The sequence below is a fragment of the Rhizobium sp. P43 genome, from assembly GCF_056730705.1.
On the sequence record NZ_CM161539.1, the window covers coordinates 163,488 to 178,736 of the forward strand.

The window sequence follows — 15,249 nt, forward strand, 5'->3', positions numbered from 1 at the left end:
CGGCGGGAACGCTTTACACTGGAGGGTCTGATATGACCGGGTCGCTGGTTGGAAATATCGATGTTGCACAAGTCGTGCTTTATGTGTTCTGGCTCTTTTTTGCCGGCCTGATCTGGTATCTGCGCCAGGAAGACCGCCGGGAAGGTTATCCGCTCGAAGAGGATGTCTCGGGCCGCTACAACAAGAGCCCCTGGCTCTTCGTGCCGCCGAAGAAGACCTTCCTGCTGCCGCATGGTCAGGGGATCAAGCAGGTCCCGGATCTGAAGCGCGACACCCGCACGTTTTCAAGCCGCCGCATTGCGCCGGCCCCCGGCTATCCGTCAGAGCCCGTCGGCAACCCGCTGCTCGCCGGCATCGGTCCGGGTTCCTGGGCCGAGCGATCTGACAAGCCTGACGTTACCGCCCATGGTGATGCTCGCATCGTGCCGATGCGCGTGGCGGACGGTTTCGGGATTGCCGAAGGTGCGATGGATCCGCGCGGTCTGTCCGTTCTCGGCTGCGACAAGCAGGTGGCGGGTACGGTCAAGGACGTCTGGGTCGATCGGGCGGAACAGCTGATCCGCTACTACGAAGTCGAACTTGCTGGCGGCGGGCGCACAGTACTTCTGCCGAACAACTTCGTCGTCTTCCAGACCGGTCGCGGCAATGTCCGTTATCTCTACGTACATGCGGTGACCGCCGCACAGTTTGCCGATGTTCCGGCAACCGCACGTCCTGAACTCGTGACGCTGCTCGAGGAAGACAAGATCGCCGCCTATTTTGGCGCCGGCCTCCTCTATGCGGATCGCTTCCGTCAGGAGCCGCTGCTGTGAACCAGTTCGTCATCAGAGAACACGAGATCGAGCCGCTGCCGGGGCTTCCTGGCGTGCCTCCGGTCGGCGAAGTTATCCTCTGGCAGGGGCGGCCCTCGTCTGCCCTTGTCGCCCGTCATCTCCTGAAGATCCGCTGGATCGTCGGTTACTTCCTGGTGCTCGCCGGCTGGGCGTTGCTTGCCGGGTTGAATGACGGTCAACCTGCTGGCGGGATCCTGTTCTCGGTCGCCGTGCTCACGGCTCTTGCCGGTGTGCTCATCGGTATGATCGAGCTGTTTGCCTGGGCCGTCGAAAAGACCACCCTCTACACGATCACGACCGAGCGCATCGTCATGCGTTTCGGTGTCGCGATCTCGATGACGCTCAACCTGCCCTATCGGCAGGTGGACGGGGTTGCTTTGGCGCGGCTTGGCGAAAAGGCCGGTATGATTGCGATTGCCCTTCTGCCGGAGCAGCGCCTGTCCTGGCTTATCCAGTGGCCGCATGTGCGGGGTTTCCGATTCTCGCGGCCGGAGCCGAGCCTGATCTGCCTCGCGGATGCCGACGAAGTGGCGAAGGTCCTGTCGGCAGCAATCGGTCAGTATCGTGGTGCGCGGGCCGAGCAGCCGCGCCTCGTGGTCACCACACCGAACGGAAGCGCCATGCCGCCGTCCGTTGTCGCAGCGGAATAGGAGCGCGTCATGGGATCGGCTTCGCATCTTGGCTATTGGGCGGACCGCAAGGGCAAGACGCCGAACCGTGTGCCGCGCGGGCTGTTCTTCGGTCTCATCGGCCTGCTCGCCTTCACGGCGGCCGCCATCATCTTCGGCCAGACAACGGGGCTTGGTCTGGTCAAACAGCAGTTGGGCGCGCCTGTCGCCATGCGCGATCTGATGATCACGCGCAGCTCTTCCGATTTCGTCGTGGTCACCGACGTGGCCACTGGTCGCGAGATCGCCAATTACGGCCCGCAGTCCGGCGGCTTCGTGCGCGGATCGCTGCGTGCGTTCGAACGCATGCGTCAGGTGGCCAAGGTGCCGTTCGACACACCCTACCGGCTGATCAAATGGGAAGCCGGCGCCGTCAGCCTGTCGGATATTGGCACCGGCGAGCGGATCTATCTGGATGCCTTTGGCCCCGACAACGTGGCCGCATTCGAAGCCCTTCTGGGCTCACAGGGAGGAGAAAACCAATGAACCCGGTCTTTGCCTTGATGCGACGGAAGGAGACGGTCGATTGCACCGTCGAGATCAACAACACCTTCGAGGCGCTTGGAGCGCATTTGAGGTTTGACAACGGGGTGGTGGTCCATCCCGGTGACGAGGTGCTTGTGCACGGCGCGCCTGTCCAGATCCCCTATGGTTCCAGCCAGAATTTTCGCCGCAAGGCGACGATCACGCGGGCGGGTTTCCTGGAGCGGGCCTGGATCCGCGCAACGGGCGATCTCGACATGATGGAATTGTGCGAATTCAGCTTCACCGAGAGGGCACTGTCATGAACAACCACGTTTCGCCGGTTGATCTTTCCGATCACGAGCCGACCGTCGAGGAGCGCATGGCCGGGGTCAACGACACGACCCGCAGTGCGCTCGTCTCGACCATGCTGACCCCGCGTTTCTACACCACCGATTTCGACGAGATGGACAAGATCAATGTCGAGCCTGTCCGCGCCGAATGGGATGTCTTGATCGCGCAGATGAAGAGCGATCCGAACCGCGGCCACTTCAAGCGCAACGAACAGTGGGACGATATCGATATCGATGCCCTGCCGGACGATCTTCGCGAAGAGTTCATCGACTTCCTCGTCTCCTCGCTCACCTCCGAATTCTCGGGCTGCGTGCTCTACAAGGAGATGAAGCGGCGCGGCAAGAACCAGGAGATCTGCGAGCTCTTCGGCTATATGAGCCGCGACGAATCCCGCCATGCCGGTTTCATCAACGATGCGCTGAAGGAATTCGGCATCGGCGTGAACATGGGCTTCCTGGCCAAGGCGAAGAAGTACACCTTCTTCAAGCCGAAGTTCATCTATTACGCCACCTATCTGTCCGAGAAGATCGGTTATGCCCGCTACATCACGATCTTCCGGCATCTCGAAAAGCATCCGGACAAGCGGTTCCATCCCATCTTCAAGTGGTTCCGTGAATGGTGCAATGACGAGTTCTCGCATGGCGAGGCCTTCTCGCTGATCATCCGCTCCGACAAGCAGCTGATGGAGGGCGTGAACAAGTATTGGATCAAGTTCTTCCTGCTTGCCGTCTTCGCCACCATGTATGTGCGCGATCACATGCGGCCCGCTTTCCACAAGGGGCTCGGCGTCGATATCGACGATTACGACATGAAGGTCTTCCGGCTGACGAGCGAGATCTCGCGCCAGTGCTTCCCGCTCGTACTCGATCTCGACAATCCGGCCCTGCATGAAGGCTTCCGCCGGATGGAGCGGATCAACCGCAAGGTCATGGCGGCCGATGCCAAGGGTGGCGTGACGGGCAAAATCGCCAAGGGCTTCTGGTCTGCAGCTGCGGCCGTCAACTTTGTCAGGATGTATGCCATCCCGACAAAGTCCAACGCCATTCCCGCGACCTCGCGTCTCCAGCCGGTCTGGTGAGGAGATCATCATGACACTCACGCACCCGCTCGCCGTCGTTCTTGTCGCCATCTCCGTGTGGTGGCTTTCGACCGGGCTGGTGCTTGCCATGGTCAACCGGTCAGATGGACCACGGGCGAGGAGCTTCGTGCTCATGGCGCTGATGACCGTTGTCGGCGCCTTCGGCTTCGCCCTCATGCTCTGGGGCGCACAGGAACCGACAGTGCTCGGTTCCTATGTCGGCTTCTTCGGCGCCCTGCTGGTCTGGGCCTGGCACGAGGCAGCGTTCCTCACCGGTATTCTGACAGGGCGGCGAACGGGGGAATGCCCTCCGGGGCTCACCGGCTTCAGCCGTTTCCGGGCCGCCTGGGAGGCCGTCAGCGATCACGAGATCGCCATTCTCGTAACGGCGATCGCTCTGTGGTTTGCGCTTCAGGGATCCGCCAATCTCTTTGGACTTGCCGCCTTCGGTCTGCTGTGGGGCATGCGGATTTCCGCCAAGCTGGTGATCTTTCTCGGTGCGCCGCATGCCGTCAGTGAGTTGATGCCCAAGGGAATCCGGCATCTGAAGAGCTATTTCAAGACCGATCGGATGACGCCCCTGTTTCCGATCTTCCTGGCGATCGCGGCCGGCCTCTTTGCCGTGCTGGTCGTCGGCGCCAACCGGGCAACCCAGGCCCATTCGGTCGTCGGCCATACACTGCTGGCAACCTTCATGGCACTCGCCATCGTCGAACATCTCGTTCTCGTTCTTCCCGTTTCCGACACGGCGCTGTGGCGCTGGGCCATGGCGCGGCAGGACCGGGTCAATCTCACCATTCGCCCTGCGGCGGACGGTATTTCCGCACTCAAGGAAGGCGGGCCTGTGTCCGGGCCACGCACTCCCTGGACAACACTTGGACAAGATACGATCGGGAAGAGGAAAGACTGATGGATATTCTCCAGCACATGGAAGAGGCGCTCGCCGGACTGCATACCGCCGGCAATTACCGCGTTTTCGCGGACCTTGAGCGTCACTGCTCGGCCTTTCCGAAAGCCGCGTTTCACAATGCCGATGGAACAGTGCGTGACGTCACCGTCTGGTGCTCGAACGATTATCTCGGCATGGGGCAGAACCCTCTCGTCACCGATCGGATGATCGAGGTCGTGCGCAAGTGCGGCGCCGGTGCCGGCGGCACGCGCAACATTTCCGGCACGAACCACTATCACGTCTTGCTCGAGCGCGAGCTCGCCGATCTGCATGGCAAGGAAGGTGCGCTGATCTTCACCTCAGGCTATGTCTCGAACTGGGCAGCCCTCGGGACCCTGCTTGCCAAGATCCCGGGCATCATCTGCTATTCTGACTCGCTCAATCATGCCTCGATGATCGAAGGCATCCGGCATTCGCGCTGCATCAAGCGGCAGTTCCGCCACAACGACTACAAGCATCTGCGCGAGCTGATGGCGGCGGATGATCCGGCAGCGCCGAAGCTCGTTGCCTTTGAAAGCGTCTACTCGATGGATGGCGATATCTCGCCGATCAAGGAGATCTGCGATGTCGCCGACCAGTTCGGCGCCATGACTTATCTCGACGAGGTTCATGCGGTCGGCATGTACGGTCCGCGCGGCGGCGGGGTTGCAGAACGCGAAGGCCTGATGGACCGATTGACGGTCATTGAGGGTACGCTCGGCAAGGCCTTCGGCGTCATGGGTGGTTACATCACCGGTCCGGCTGTTCTGGTCGATTTCGTCCGCTCCTTCGCTTCCGGCTTCATCTTCACGACGGCGATCCCGCCGGCGCTGGCGGCAGGCGCCACTGCGTCGATCCGTCATCTCAAGGACAGCCCGTTCGAGCGCCATATGCATCAGGCGACGGTTGCCAAGGTCCGGCGCGCGCTGGATGTGCGCGGGATCCCGCATATGCACAATCCCAGCCACATCGTACCGGTCATGGTCGGCAATGCGGCGAAGTGCAAATGGATCTCCGACGTGCTGCTCGATGACTTCGGCATCTATGTGCAGCCGATCAACTATCCGACGGTTGCCGTCGGCAAGGAGCGTCTGCGGATCACGCCCACCCCGCTGCATACCGATGCCGACATCGAGCATCTGGCCGAAGCGCTCTGTTCGCTGTGGTCGAAATGTGCTCTTGCGAGATCGGTTGCCTGACCGGCGCAAAGGGCTTATCGGCACGGCGCAATGATGAGTATGGAACCGCACAGGATGACGGACAGCATATACATTCCGGCGATCGCCGGTGACGGGTCGCTCTATCCGATCGAAAAGATGCAGGCGCATCGCGACGGACAGTTGCATCTGGCTGTGTCCGTTTTCGTCTTCGACGGGGATCTGCTGCTTATCCAGAAACGGGCTTCGACGAAGTATCACTGTGGTGGCCTCTGGGCCAACACCTGTTGCTCGCATCCCCATTGGGATGAAAGCGTCGAGGATTGCGCCGAGCGGCGGCTGACCGAGGAGCTCGGTTTCACGGTTCCGCTCACCCGTCACCAGACCGTCGAATATGCTGCTGACGTCGGGCAGGGGCTGAGAGAGCACGAACGCGTCACTCTTTTCAGCGCCCAGGTGGATAGCCGCACGCTGGCAGTCGCGCCTGTCGAAGGCGAGGTCGAGGAGACACGCTGGATCGGATCTCGGGAGTTGATGCGGGAAGTGCGCGAGCGTCCGCAGGACTTTACGCCCTGGTTCCGCATCTATCTGCAGCGGTTTCCCGGCCTGAGCTTTGCCGAGGCGGCCTGAATTCCTTTTTGAAACCCACCCATAGACTTACTCACCTTGCGAACCGGCACCGATGCTTATCAGCCTCTGTGCCGGTTTTTCGCGTGCATCGCGCCGTCGCGGGCGACGCCAGACTTTGGTGTTATGGGTCGAGGTAAAATCCTGGCAACAAAAAAGGGGAGCCCGAAAGCTCCCCTCCACTTGCGGCCTGCCTTGGGAGGCCGTCAGTCATTCGCGGTCTTGGGCTCGGTCGGCAGTAGCGCGGCTGCCGTCTGAGAGGATGTCGTCACCGGCAGGGCACTGCTCTGGCCAGCCGGGGCCATGCGTTGGGTGGTGCCGGGCTGGTAGGTGGTGAAATCAGGCACGTCCGTCGGGCCCTTCTTCGCCAGCGAGTCTACGTAGTCCTGCAGCATGGAAACGCCATAGAGCGGTTTCTGCACACCGGCATGGCAGGTGGCGCAGCCGACCTTGAAGACATCACCCTCGGGTCCCTTGCGGTTGTCTGGGAAGACCGGTGTCAGGCCGACCATGTAGTTAGCATTGATATCGCGTGTCATGCGGATGCCATGCCAGGCGGTGACGCGCTGCGGCGGGCTTTCATCCCAGGCATTGAAAGCACGGCTGTTGTGGCAGGTCGTGCAGTTCACGCCGAGGGATTCCGACATATGCATCATCAGCGACCAGGTCGCTTCTGTTTCCTTCGTGCCGGCGAGGTTGGTGCCTGTCGGCAGAGCCGTCGTCGAGTGAACACGGATTTGCTCGGCTTCGAGCAGGTAGTCCTTCAAGACGTTCTGCGGCAGGGAGGAATTGCCGGCGAACTTGGCCACGACATTCTGGCCAGCCCGGTTCTGCGTCATGCCGCCGGCCGGTTTCGGCTCGAGATCCTCATACCAGTAGTTGGCGGGGACCGCCTGGCCACGGTGACAGGTGTAGCAGGTGGCGCCAACCTGACCCACATGGGCCGTCCAATCGACATTGATCGCCTGAGTCATCTGGATCATGCGACGGGACACGACCTTCTGATAGACCTCGTCGGAGGCGAGGTTTTCAGGGTTATGGCAGTAATTGCAGCCCGCTTCGGGTGCGATCCACTCCGTGATCGAGGCCATGAACTGATTGAACTGATCATCCGAGAGGTCGCCGAGAACCTGAACATTTTCATAGAGATCGCGGGCCTTGTCTCCGGCCGGATCTGCCTCCCAGGGGGCCGGCGGTACGACATTTGCCGCACGCAGTTCCTCCTGATTTTCGACATCCCGGTGGATGAACATGCCTGTGCCACGGAAACCAATCTGTTCCGTTTCGACAGGCGGTGCGTCCCAACCGGCCCCGACGAAGCTTGCGATCGTCAGGAGCGTGCCGGCTGATACGGCGAAGGGAATCCAGAGTTTCATCGTCGTTCTCCTTAAAGCGCCGGGTCGATGACACCGGGATAGCCCGGCAGCGGGGAGACGATCCCGTGGTTGATGCCCCAGAGGTACCAGTTATCAACGACGGTGCCTGTGAGCAGGATGCCGATGCCGCCGGTAATGGGCGTGAGGATTGCGAACCACCAGGCCCAGCGGTGGACGGATTCCATGGTGGCGTTGAAGCCCATGGTCCAGCGCCAGAAGAGGGCTGCGCGTTCAGAAGCCGTGCCGCGATCGGTGATCTGCTCCAGCTCGCGTTCGCCGCCATACTTGCCGACGGCCAGGATCGTTGCGCCATGCATCGCAAAGAGCAGAACGGAGCCATAGAGGAAGACGATCGAGAGACAATGGAATGGATTGTAATACAGGTTGCCGTAGCGGATCGAGAAGGCGGCGGTCCAGTCAAGATGCGGGAAGATGCCGAAGGGCACGGCTTCCGAGAAGTTGCCCATCAGCAGCGGGCGGAAGAAGCCCAGAACCAGGAACAGCCAGATCGCGGCGGCGAAAGCCCAGGCGACATGGGTGCCCATCTCCAGCTGGCGTGCGCGGCGATAGACGCGGACCCACCAGAGCAGGATTGAGGTGGTCAGGAAGAAGCCGGCGATCAGCCACCAGCCGCCTTCCGCGAGCGGTGGCAGAACCTTGAGGCCGTATTGCGCCGGCGGCGGTTCGAGGCCGAGCCAGAAGAGCTGGCGGACGAACTGGGTCGGATCCCAGCCGACCGAGGCCAGCATATTGAGACCGATGATCTCGAAGGCGATGAAGCCGAAGACCAACGACAGTGTGCCGAGCCAGCCGAGATAGATCGGGCCAATCTGGGCGTTGCCGATGATGCCGAACAGCCGGACGAAGAACGGTTTGCCGGTGCGCGGGCTGTCACCTGCGGGAAGGGGCATGCCCTCTTCCGCTGGTCCACTGACCTGGATCGGCGTGATGATGTTTTGATACTGTGCTAAGAACATGGTCCGATCCCCCTTAGTTCCAGATCGGCAGCGTGAGCCACCAGTTCCACCATTGCGGCCAGCCCTGATTCCAGAACGGCCCGCTGATGACGATGCAGACGGCGCTCCAGAAGCCCGCGTTCAGCGCCAGGATCAGGCCGAGGCGGTGGATGCCCAGCGTGCCGATCGAGTAGCCGATGATGTCGCGGAAGAAAGTGTCTTCGTATTCAGGCGTTTTGACTTCGGCCTGCTTGCCGGCTTCGGTGATCGATGCACCCGGATTGGCGGCGGACAAGATCAGGCCGCCATGCAGGGACAAAGCCAGCGTCGTGGTGAAGAAGAAGGTCACCGCGATCATATGCGCCGGATTGTAATGGAAATGCAGATATTGGTAGCCGACGTTCGAGACCCAGTCGAGGTGGCTGAAGATGCCGTAGGGGAAGCCATGGCCCCAGGCGCCGAGCAGAACCGGACGGAAAACGACGAGCGTCGCATAGGCGAAGATTGCAAATGAGAAGGCGAAGGGCACGTGGTAGCCCATGCCGAGCTTGCGGCAGATTTCCACCTCACGCAGGGCCCAGGATATGAAGGCACCGAGCGCGCAGACGGTGACGATTTGCCATAGTCCGCCTTCCTTCAGCGGCGCGAGCGCCAGGCCATAGGAGAGGTCGGGCGGCGCGATCGAGATGCGCCAGATGTTCCAGGTCGGGCCAATGGCCGCACCATAGATCAGAAGCGCGGTCCCGAGGATCGCAAAGAAAGCCGTGGTGACGCCGAAGAAGCCCACATAAAATGGACCTACCCAGAAATCAAAGAGATCGCCTCCGAGCAGCGTCCCGCCTCGTACGCGATATTTGCGTTCAAAACTCAGCAGCGCCATGTTCGTTTCCTCCAGAGGTGATCAGCCAGGCGGCTTTGTCGGGTCATGCCGTTTGGCGGCGGGCGAAACCTTAAGTGTCGCCCGCTGCCGTCTTGAGGCTTCAGCCAATGAGCCTGTAATCCACACCTTCAGAGAGGGATTGCTCCAGGGAGCTGGTCGTGAGGGGTTTGCCCTCCAGCCAGTTGAAGCGTTCCGTGCTCAGCAGGATGAAGTGGATCAGGATCGCAAGCGTGAACAGGAATACAGACAGTGCAACCAGCGCTTTGCGCGGGTCGAACATAAGCCAGACTCTCCACATATCGCGTCCTCCTCAGGTCAACATCGGCAGAAGCGTGAGAGCCGTCTGGTTAATGCCCTCGAGAGAGCTGTAACCTTCCGGACCCGGAATCCAGGGACGCCACATCCAGACCAAGATATGCGCGACGATGGCAATCGCCGTGAATATCATGAAGCCTTGGATGAAGAATCCATGGACCTCGCGCGCTTCGCTTTCGGTCAGACCCGAAAGTGAAACATTTGATGTTTCAGCCATCAAATTCACCTCCTAGTCTCGAACACCGCGGCGCCCCCGCGGCGGGGTTTCGGCAGGCCGTGTTAGGAACCTGCCGGGTTCTGCCGGTGTCGAGAACACCGGCAAAGGGATGGGGTTACGCGTGGAAGGCGTAACCGGCAGCTGCATAGGCCGAGGACCTTGCCTCAGCGAAAACGGATTGTGCCGGCCGCTCTGCAGCGTCTTCGGCATGGCCTGTCAGGCGTGACGTGATGGCCGCGAACAGGCAGAGCGGATAGAGGAGCAGGTAGAGACGCCGCATGTTCTGGCGCTCGGACTGGCGCTCACGTGTGCGACGCAGCTCCTGATCGGATCGAGTTGCAGTGATCATGGCTTCACCTCCAATGGTCCCCTCAAGGGGTCTCGTACCGGCATTCATGCGAAGGCTCCCTCAAGGCGGGCCGCCTTCTCCACATGTTGACGGGTAACTTCGTTGTCTTCGGCCCGGCGCGCCTCGCGCTCCGCCGCCTCGCGCAGCCGTTTGGCCGCCGAAATGCGCACGAGCACAGGCTCGTTGCCGATGAATGTTTCGAGCGATGCCTGGGCATCCGACTGCCAGGCCATTTCGCTGCGCGGACGGGCTGTCGTCGCTTCGATCGCGTCGAGCTCGCCGGCACGCGGCAGGATGTCGAACAGCATGTCGAACAGCGCGTTGCAGACCTCCTGGATCAGCCAGGCCGCACCCGAATAGCCCATGACCGGTGTGCCGGGATGGCGCCGGACGATGGCGCCGGGATAGGAGAGTTGCACGAACTTGCCGCGCGCACCGCGCTCGGCCATGTACATGCGCTCGTTGAACGAGCCGAACATGATCATCGGCGGCTTCTTGGCGGTGAGATCCGCAACCTCGATATTGTCCGTCTTCGAGCCGGCCTTGCGCGGGATCGCGAAGTTGCAGGGCAGGCCCATTTCTTCCTCGAGGAAGTTGCGGATGCCGCGCACATAGGTCTCGTTGGCGACGATCGCGAAGCTTGCGGTCGCGAAGAAATCCTGGGTGACCGAGCGCCAGAGATCCCAGAGCGGTTTCAGCGTCGTGTGTTTTTCCTTGAGGATGAAGGGCTCCGGATCGAGACCCAGCATGCCGCCGAGTTCGCGCAGGAAGGCGGTCGTCGAATGGATGCCGATCGGCGCCTGCAGATAGGGGCGGTCGAGCGTTTCACACAGAAGCCGGCCGAACTCGCGATACAGGCAAATATTGGCATCCGCATCGGCAAGCTTGCGGACGTCTTCGAGATGGCTGCCGAGCGGGAAGACCATGTTGATCTCGGCGCCTAGACCTTCGACGAGACGACGGATCTCGGCGAGGTCAGACGGCATGTTGTAGGTGCCGTAGATCGGGCCGATGATGTTGACGCGGGGCTTGGCACCTTCGGGGCGTCGACGCGGTGCTGGCACCTTGCCGCCCTTTGGACCGAATTCGGTCCAGAGCCATTTCAGCGCGCGATCAGCGCTCTGCCACTGATCTTCGTCGATGGTACGCGGGAGGAAGCGGACGATGTTGGAACCTTCCGGTGTCACGCCACCGCCGATCATCTCGGCGATCGAGCCGGTGACGACAACAGCGGGCAGGTCCGGATCGAGCGCCAGACGGGCCCGCTTCATCGCGCCTTCCGTGCCGTGCTGGCCCAGTTCGTCTTCCGAGAGGCCGGATACGACGATCGGCAGTTCGTGCGGCGGCAGCGCGTCGGTGTAATGGAGGACCGAGGTGACAGGCAGGTTCTCGCAGCCCACCGGGCCGTCGATGATCACCTGGAGACCCTTGATCGCGGTAAAGGCATAGACGCTGCCCCAGTAACCGCCGGCTCTGTCGTGGTCGAGGATCAGCATCCGACACTCTCCCCATTGTCGACGGCGTTGCGCGACTGCTTGACCTTGGCGGCAAACTTCTTGCGATAGGCGCTGCGGTCTTCGGGCACGTTCTCCCAGATCCCCGCGCCATCGCCCGAGCCCACACCCTCGAAGAAGGCGTTCATGGCCAGGAAGCGGTCCTTGTTGCCGATGGCGGCATTGATCACTGCCGGCAGTGAGGCGACACCGGCCGGGCCCATTAGGGGACGGGCAGAGATCAGATTGGTGAAATAGAGGGCGGGTGTGGCGCTCTCCTTCGCCTTCTGCACGACAGGGGTCGTACCGATGGCGAGATCCGGCTTGAATTCCTGGAAGGCGGCGAGGTCCTGCTCCAGCGAGGCCCGGAAGCGCAGTTCGACGCCATGGGCCGCCAGCCAGTCGGCGTCCTCGCTGTTGTAGGGCGTCTTCGGACAGGCCGTCCCGACATAGCGCAGGTCTGCGCCGAGTTCGACCAGAAGGCGGGCAACGAGGAGTTCCGAGCCCTCATAGCCCGAGAGCGTGATGCGGCCGTTGATGCGGTGTTCGGCAAGGGCAGCCTTGATTGCGCCGCGCATGGCATTGCGGCTGATATTGGTTTTCTCCGCGGCGATGCCGCAGCTGTCGCCGATCGCCTTGAGCCAGGCATCCGTTCCGTCGACGCCCACGGGTGCTGAGCCAACGATCGGCCGACCTGCGGCCTGGAACTCACGGATGCTTGCCGTGTAGAAGGGGTGGATTGCTGCGACCACAGCGCAGTCGAGGGCGGAATAGAGTTCGCGCCATTCGCGGACAGGCACTGTCGGACCGGCTGCCAGCCCCATGGGCTCCAGCATGCCGCCGATGACGACCGGGTCAACCGGGAACATTTCGCCGAGCAGGGTGACCGTCGGTCTGTCCTTCAGACCACCACGCGGACGCTGGACCGGGCCTTCGCCGATCTCCTGGCGGGCATAGGCGAGCATGGCGCCCGAGAGCACATCCTTGGCTTCTGCATGGGTGGGGACCCCGAAACCGGGAACATCGATACCGACGATGCGCACGCCGTCGATCTCGCGCGGCAGCATCTTGAGCGGTACACCCGAGGCGGTGGGGACACAGAGATTGGTGACCACGACAGCATCGAACTTTTCCGGGTCCGCCATCTGATGCACTGCCTCGACGATGTCCTCGTAGAGTTTGCCGGTGACCAAGGTCTCCGAGCTGAAGGGCACATAGCCGACCGATCGCTTGGCGCCATAGAAGTGCGAGGTGAAGGTCAGGCCGTAGACGCAGCAGGCCGAGCCCGAGAGGATGGTGCCCACGCGGCGCATGCGAAGCCCGACGCGCAGCGAGCCGAAGGCGGGGCACATGGATTGCGGCTGATCATGCGGGCCCTTTGGATAGTCCGCCTCGAAGCGGTCCATCAATTCGCCCTGGCCGGCGGCGCGGGCCGCAGCCTTGGAGAGCTCGACGCCGCCATGGCAGCCGATGCCGTTTGTGTCCGCGACCGCCGCGTCGCCAAGGACGGCGGCATCGTTGCCGACGGGAGCAGTCCCGCTGGCATCGTCCAGCTCGAATTCCTTGCGCAGGTCATCCATTGTCTTCACCCGATCTCACACGTTGTCGTAGACGACTTCCAGCGATGGCCGTTTCAGCGCGCCGGTGGCGCACATGTCTTCCGGCAAGGCTGGCTGGAGCTTGTAGTCGGCACCTGTTTCGCTCGCATCGAAGAGGCCGAGCAGGCCGTCCTGGTCGAGCGGTCGGGGGAGGACCGGGGGAGCTTCGGCAAGATTGATCGACAGCGCTTCGAAGAGCGGACCCCATTGGCTGTCATGGGTCCCGATGATCTGGTAGTTCGCACTCTTGCGGCGGATGTCTTCATGCTGCGGGATCGAGGCCAGAACCGGGATGCCGACGGCTTCTGCAAAGGCCTGTGCTTCGCCCGTGCCGTCGTCCTTGTTGATGACCAGACCTGCGACGCCGACATTGCCGCCGAGATTGCGGAAGTATTTCACCGCTGAGCAGACATTGTTGGCGACATAGAGCGACTGCAGGTCGTTGGAACCGACAACAACCACCTTCTGACACATGTCGCGAGCGATCGGCAGGCCGAAGCCGCCGCAGACGACGTCGCCGAGGAAGTCTAAGAGGACGTAGTCGAAGTCCCAATCGTGGAAGCCGAGCTTCTCAAGGGTTTCGAAGCCGTGGATGATGCCGCGGCCACCACAGCCGCGGCCGACTTCCGGTCCGCCGAGTTCCATCGCGAAGACGCCGTCGCGCTTGAAACAGACGTCGGAGATCGAGACCTCCTGGCCGGCTTCCTTGCGGCGCGAGGCCGTCTGGATGATGGTCGGGCAGGCGCGCCCGCCGAAGAGCAGCGAGGTCGTGTCGCTCTTCGGATCGCAGCCGATCAGCAGGACTTTTTTGCCGAGCTGGGCCAGCATGTAGGAGAGATTGGCGAGCGTGAAGCTCTTGCCGATGCCGCCCTTGCCGTAGATCGCGATGATCTGCGTTTCCTTGGTGACCTTGCCAGTGGCCGGCGCATCGGGTTCGATGCCGGCTTCTTCGCGAAGGTTCTCCTGCAGGCGCTCCAGTCCGTCTTGTGCGAGGTCGAGGCTCATGCGGCATTCCTCCAGTCGATGATCATTTTCAGGCAGTCGGGATCGTTGAATGCCGTCCGGTAGGCGGAAGCCGCATCGGACGGCTGGGAATGGTGCGTGATCAGGCCACCGAGGGAGAGGCGTCCTGTCTCGACAAGGGCGAGGACCGCCTGAACATCGGCGGGTGTGAACTCGGCGGCGATGATGATCGACGCTTCCTTCATGAAGGCGGCCGGAAAGGCGAAATCGACACGCTCGCCATAGAAGCCGGCCAGAACGAGATCGCCGCGTCGGTTGAGCCGTCCGATTGCCTTGTCGACGACCGTTGCATCGCCGCTGGCATCGATGATGACGTCATGGCGCAGGTCGCGCTCGGCGTCTGGGGATGTGACCACATAGCCCTTTGCGCCGGCGCGGCGTGCGTCACGGGTTTCCCAGACCACGGGCGGCGGATTGCCGGTGGCAAGAATGATGCGGGCGATCAGGCGTCCGAGGACGCCGTGGCCGATGACGAGGGATGCGGCGCGGGCCGAGCGACAGACGGCGTGATGGGCGGTTGCGGCCAGAGCCAGCAGGGCTGCGTCTTCTATCTGGTCAAAATGGGTCTGTACCGTGCGGGCGCCGGGCACCACGAGCAGCGAAGCACTGGCACCGAACAGTCCGGCAGCATCCGTGTAGCAGTTTGCACCGGGGACGAAGACCTGGTCGCCGACCGAGCGGCCAGACGTGGGGCCAGCTTCGACCACGACACCCACGGTCTCGTAGCCCGGGACGAGCGGATAGCGCATGCCCGGAAAGGCCGGCATGGTGCCCTCGTAGAGCATCTTCTCGGTTCCGCTGGACACGCCGCTGAAGCGCGACTCGACCACCACATCCGATGCCTCGGGCGTATTGATCGCCAACTGCCTCACGGCAAGCGTTCCCGGTTTTTCGAAGACGATGGCTGCACTGCGCATTGGCGTGCCCTCCCCGGA

At 62.2% G+C, this 15,249-nt stretch carries 18 protein-coding genes; 8 read left to right on the plus strand and 10 right to left on the minus strand.

Going from position 1 to position 15,249, the window contains the following annotated elements:
- Positions 1–32: 32 nt before the first annotated feature.
- Genes puhA through idi form a run of 8 tightly spaced genes read left to right on the plus strand, consistent with a single transcriptional unit; the run spans position 33 to position 6,110 of the window.
- On the plus strand, positions 33–812 hold the full coding sequence (puhA, locus tag AC1PUL_RS00740; RefSeq protein ID WP_480466150.1) for a photosynthetic reaction center subunit H: 780 nt from the start codon (positions 33–35) through the stop codon (positions 810–812).
- Positions 809–1,483 (plus strand): photosynthetic complex putative assembly protein PuhB, encoded by a 675-nt coding sequence (gene puhB, locus AC1PUL_RS00745; protein ID WP_480466151.1) that lies wholly within the window; start codon positions 809–811, stop codon positions 1,481–1,483. The genes puhA and puhB overlap by 4 nt, the downstream gene beginning before the upstream one ends.
- Before the next feature lie 9 nt (positions 1,484–1,492).
- Positions 1,493–1,987 (plus strand): photosynthetic complex assembly protein PuhC, encoded by a 495-nt coding sequence (gene puhC, locus AC1PUL_RS00750; protein WP_480466152.1) that lies wholly within the window; start codon positions 1,493–1,495, stop codon positions 1,985–1,987.
- A complete protein-coding gene (locus tag AC1PUL_RS00755; RefSeq protein WP_480466153.1) occupies positions 1,984–2,289 on the plus strand; it encodes a hypothetical protein in 306 nt (101 codons plus the stop codon). Before puhC ends, AC1PUL_RS00755 begins: the two co-directional genes overlap by 4 nt.
- A gap of 56 nt (positions 2,290–2,345) precedes the next feature.
- The gene (gene acsF / locus AC1PUL_RS00760) at positions 2,346–3,395 is read left to right on the plus strand and encodes a magnesium-protoporphyrin IX monomethyl ester (oxidative) cyclase (protein WP_480468443.1); all 1,050 of its coding nucleotides are present in this window, start codon (positions 2,346–2,348) and stop codon (positions 3,393–3,395) included.
- A 10-nt stretch (positions 3,396–3,405) separates the two neighbouring features.
- Positions 3,406–4,305 carry a putative photosynthetic complex assembly protein PuhE gene (gene puhE, locus AC1PUL_RS00765; protein WP_480466154.1) on the plus strand — a complete coding sequence of 300 codons (900 nt, stop codon included), beginning with the start codon at positions 3,406–3,408 and terminating at the stop codon, positions 4,303–4,305.
- Positions 4,305–5,522, plus strand: a complete 1,218-nt coding sequence (hemA, locus tag AC1PUL_RS00770) for a 5-aminolevulinate synthase (protein ID WP_480466155.1) — start codon at positions 4,305–4,307, stop codon at positions 5,520–5,522. Before puhE ends, hemA begins: the two co-directional genes overlap by 1 nt.
- Before the next feature lie 54 nt (positions 5,523–5,576).
- Positions 5,577–6,110: an isopentenyl-diphosphate delta-isomerase gene (gene idi / locus AC1PUL_RS00775; RefSeq protein WP_480466156.1), complete on the plus strand. Its 534-nt coding sequence runs from the start codon at positions 5,577–5,579 to the stop codon at positions 6,108–6,110.
- A 203-nt stretch (positions 6,111–6,313) separates the two neighbouring features.
- On the opposite strand, the gene pufC is transcribed toward idi, so the two are convergent.
- From pufC to bchC, 10 genes are all read right to left on the minus strand, one after another.
- The gene (pufC, locus tag AC1PUL_RS00780) at positions 6,314–7,483 is read right to left on the minus strand and encodes a photosynthetic reaction center cytochrome PufC (protein WP_480466157.1); all 1,170 of its coding nucleotides are present in this window, start codon (positions 7,481–7,483) and stop codon (positions 6,314–6,316) included.
- 11 nt (positions 7,484–7,494) lie between these two features.
- On the minus strand, positions 7,495–8,460 hold the full coding sequence (gene pufM, locus AC1PUL_RS00785) for a photosynthetic reaction center subunit M (RefSeq protein ID WP_480466158.1): 966 nt from the start codon (positions 8,458–8,460) through the stop codon (positions 7,495–7,497).
- A gap of 13 nt (positions 8,461–8,473) precedes the next feature.
- Entirely contained in the window at positions 8,474–9,319 is an 846-nt protein-coding gene (pufL, locus tag AC1PUL_RS00790) for a photosynthetic reaction center subunit L (protein ID WP_480466159.1), read from the minus strand.
- A 100-nt stretch (positions 9,320–9,419) separates the two neighbouring features.
- Entirely contained in the window at positions 9,420–9,617 is a 198-nt protein-coding gene (pufA, locus tag AC1PUL_RS00795; protein WP_480466160.1) for a light-harvesting antenna LH1, alpha subunit, read from the minus strand.
- 12 nt (positions 9,618–9,629) lie between these two features.
- Positions 9,630–9,851, minus strand: a complete 222-nt coding sequence (gene pufB / locus AC1PUL_RS00800) for a light-harvesting antenna LH1, beta subunit (RefSeq protein ID WP_006724822.1) — start codon at positions 9,849–9,851, stop codon at positions 9,630–9,632.
- Positions 9,852–9,966: 115 nt separating this feature from the next.
- A complete protein-coding gene (locus AC1PUL_RS00805) occupies positions 9,967–10,200 on the minus strand; it encodes a hypothetical protein (protein WP_480466161.1) in 234 nt (77 codons plus the stop codon).
- 44 nt (positions 10,201–10,244) lie between these two features.
- Entirely contained in the window at positions 10,245–11,696 is a 1,452-nt protein-coding gene (gene bchZ, locus AC1PUL_RS00810) for a chlorophyllide a reductase subunit Z (RefSeq protein ID WP_480466162.1), read from the minus strand.
- Positions 11,690–13,273, minus strand: a complete 1,584-nt coding sequence (bchY, locus tag AC1PUL_RS00815; RefSeq protein WP_480466163.1) for a chlorophyllide a reductase subunit Y — start codon at positions 13,271–13,273, stop codon at positions 11,690–11,692. Before bchY ends, bchZ begins: the two co-directional genes overlap by 7 nt.
- A gap of 15 nt (positions 13,274–13,288) precedes the next feature.
- Positions 13,289–14,296 (minus strand): chlorophyllide a reductase iron protein subunit X, encoded by a 1,008-nt coding sequence (locus tag AC1PUL_RS00820; RefSeq protein WP_480466164.1) that lies wholly within the window; start codon positions 14,294–14,296, stop codon positions 13,289–13,291.
- Positions 14,293–15,231, minus strand: coding sequence for a chlorophyll synthesis pathway protein BchC (bchC, locus tag AC1PUL_RS00825; protein WP_480466165.1), 939 nt, complete (start codon positions 15,229–15,231; stop codon positions 14,293–14,295). Before bchC ends, AC1PUL_RS00820 begins: the two co-directional genes overlap by 4 nt.
- Positions 15,232–15,249 lie beyond the last annotated feature (18 nt).

Bases quoted from the DNA above. Each gene is read 5' to 3' on its own strand.
- puhA (WP_480466150.1), top strand. From the start codon at position 33: ATGACCGGGTCGCTGGTTGGAAATATCGATGTTGCACAAGTCGTGCTT.
- puhC (WP_480466152.1), top strand. From the start codon at position 1,493: ATGGGATCGGCTTCGCATCTTGGCTATTGGGCGGACCGCAAGGGCAAG.
- AC1PUL_RS00755 (WP_480466153.1), top strand. From the start codon at position 1,984: ATGAACCCGGTCTTTGCCTTGATGCGACGGAAGGAGACGGTCGATTGC.
- acsF (WP_480468443.1), top strand. From the start codon at position 2,346: ATGGCCGGGGTCAACGACACGACCCGCAGTGCGCTCGTCTCGACCATG.
- puhE (WP_480466154.1), top strand. From the start codon at position 3,406: ATGACACTCACGCACCCGCTCGCCGTCGTTCTTGTCGCCATCTCCGTG.
- hemA (WP_480466155.1), top strand. From the start codon at position 4,305: ATGGATATTCTCCAGCACATGGAAGAGGCGCTCGCCGGACTGCATACC.
- idi (WP_480466156.1), top strand. From the start codon at position 5,577: ATGACGGACAGCATATACATTCCGGCGATCGCCGGTGACGGGTCGCTC.
- pufC (WP_480466157.1), bottom strand. From the start codon at position 7,483: ATGAAACTCTGGATTCCCTTCGCCGTATCAGCCGGCACGCTCCTGACG.
- pufM (WP_480466158.1), bottom strand. From the start codon at position 8,460: ATGTTCTTAGCACAGTATCAAAACATCATCACGCCGATCCAGGTCAGT.
- pufL (WP_480466159.1), bottom strand. From the start codon at position 9,319: ATGGCGCTGCTGAGTTTTGAACGCAAATATCGCGTACGAGGCGGGACG.
- pufA (WP_480466160.1), bottom strand. From the start codon at position 9,617: ATGTGGAGAGTCTGGCTTATGTTCGACCCGCGCAAAGCGCTGGTTGCA.
- pufB (WP_006724822.1), bottom strand. From the start codon at position 9,851: ATGGCTGAAACATCAAATGTTTCACTTTCGGGTCTGACCGAAAGCGAA.
- AC1PUL_RS00805 (WP_480466161.1), bottom strand. From the start codon at position 10,200: ATGATCACTGCAACTCGATCCGATCAGGAGCTGCGTCGCACACGTGAG.
- bchZ (WP_480466162.1), bottom strand. From the start codon at position 11,696: ATGCTGATCCTCGACCACGACAGAGCCGGCGGTTACTGGGGCAGCGTC.
- bchY (WP_480466163.1), bottom strand. From the start codon at position 13,273: ATGGATGACCTGCGCAAGGAATTCGAGCTGGACGATGCCAGCGGGACT.
- AC1PUL_RS00820 (WP_480466164.1), bottom strand. From the start codon at position 14,296: ATGAGCCTCGACCTCGCACAAGACGGACTGGAGCGCCTGCAGGAGAAC.
- bchC (WP_480466165.1), bottom strand. From the start codon at position 15,231: ATGCGCAGTGCAGCCATCGTCTTCGAAAAACCGGGAACGCTTGCCGTG.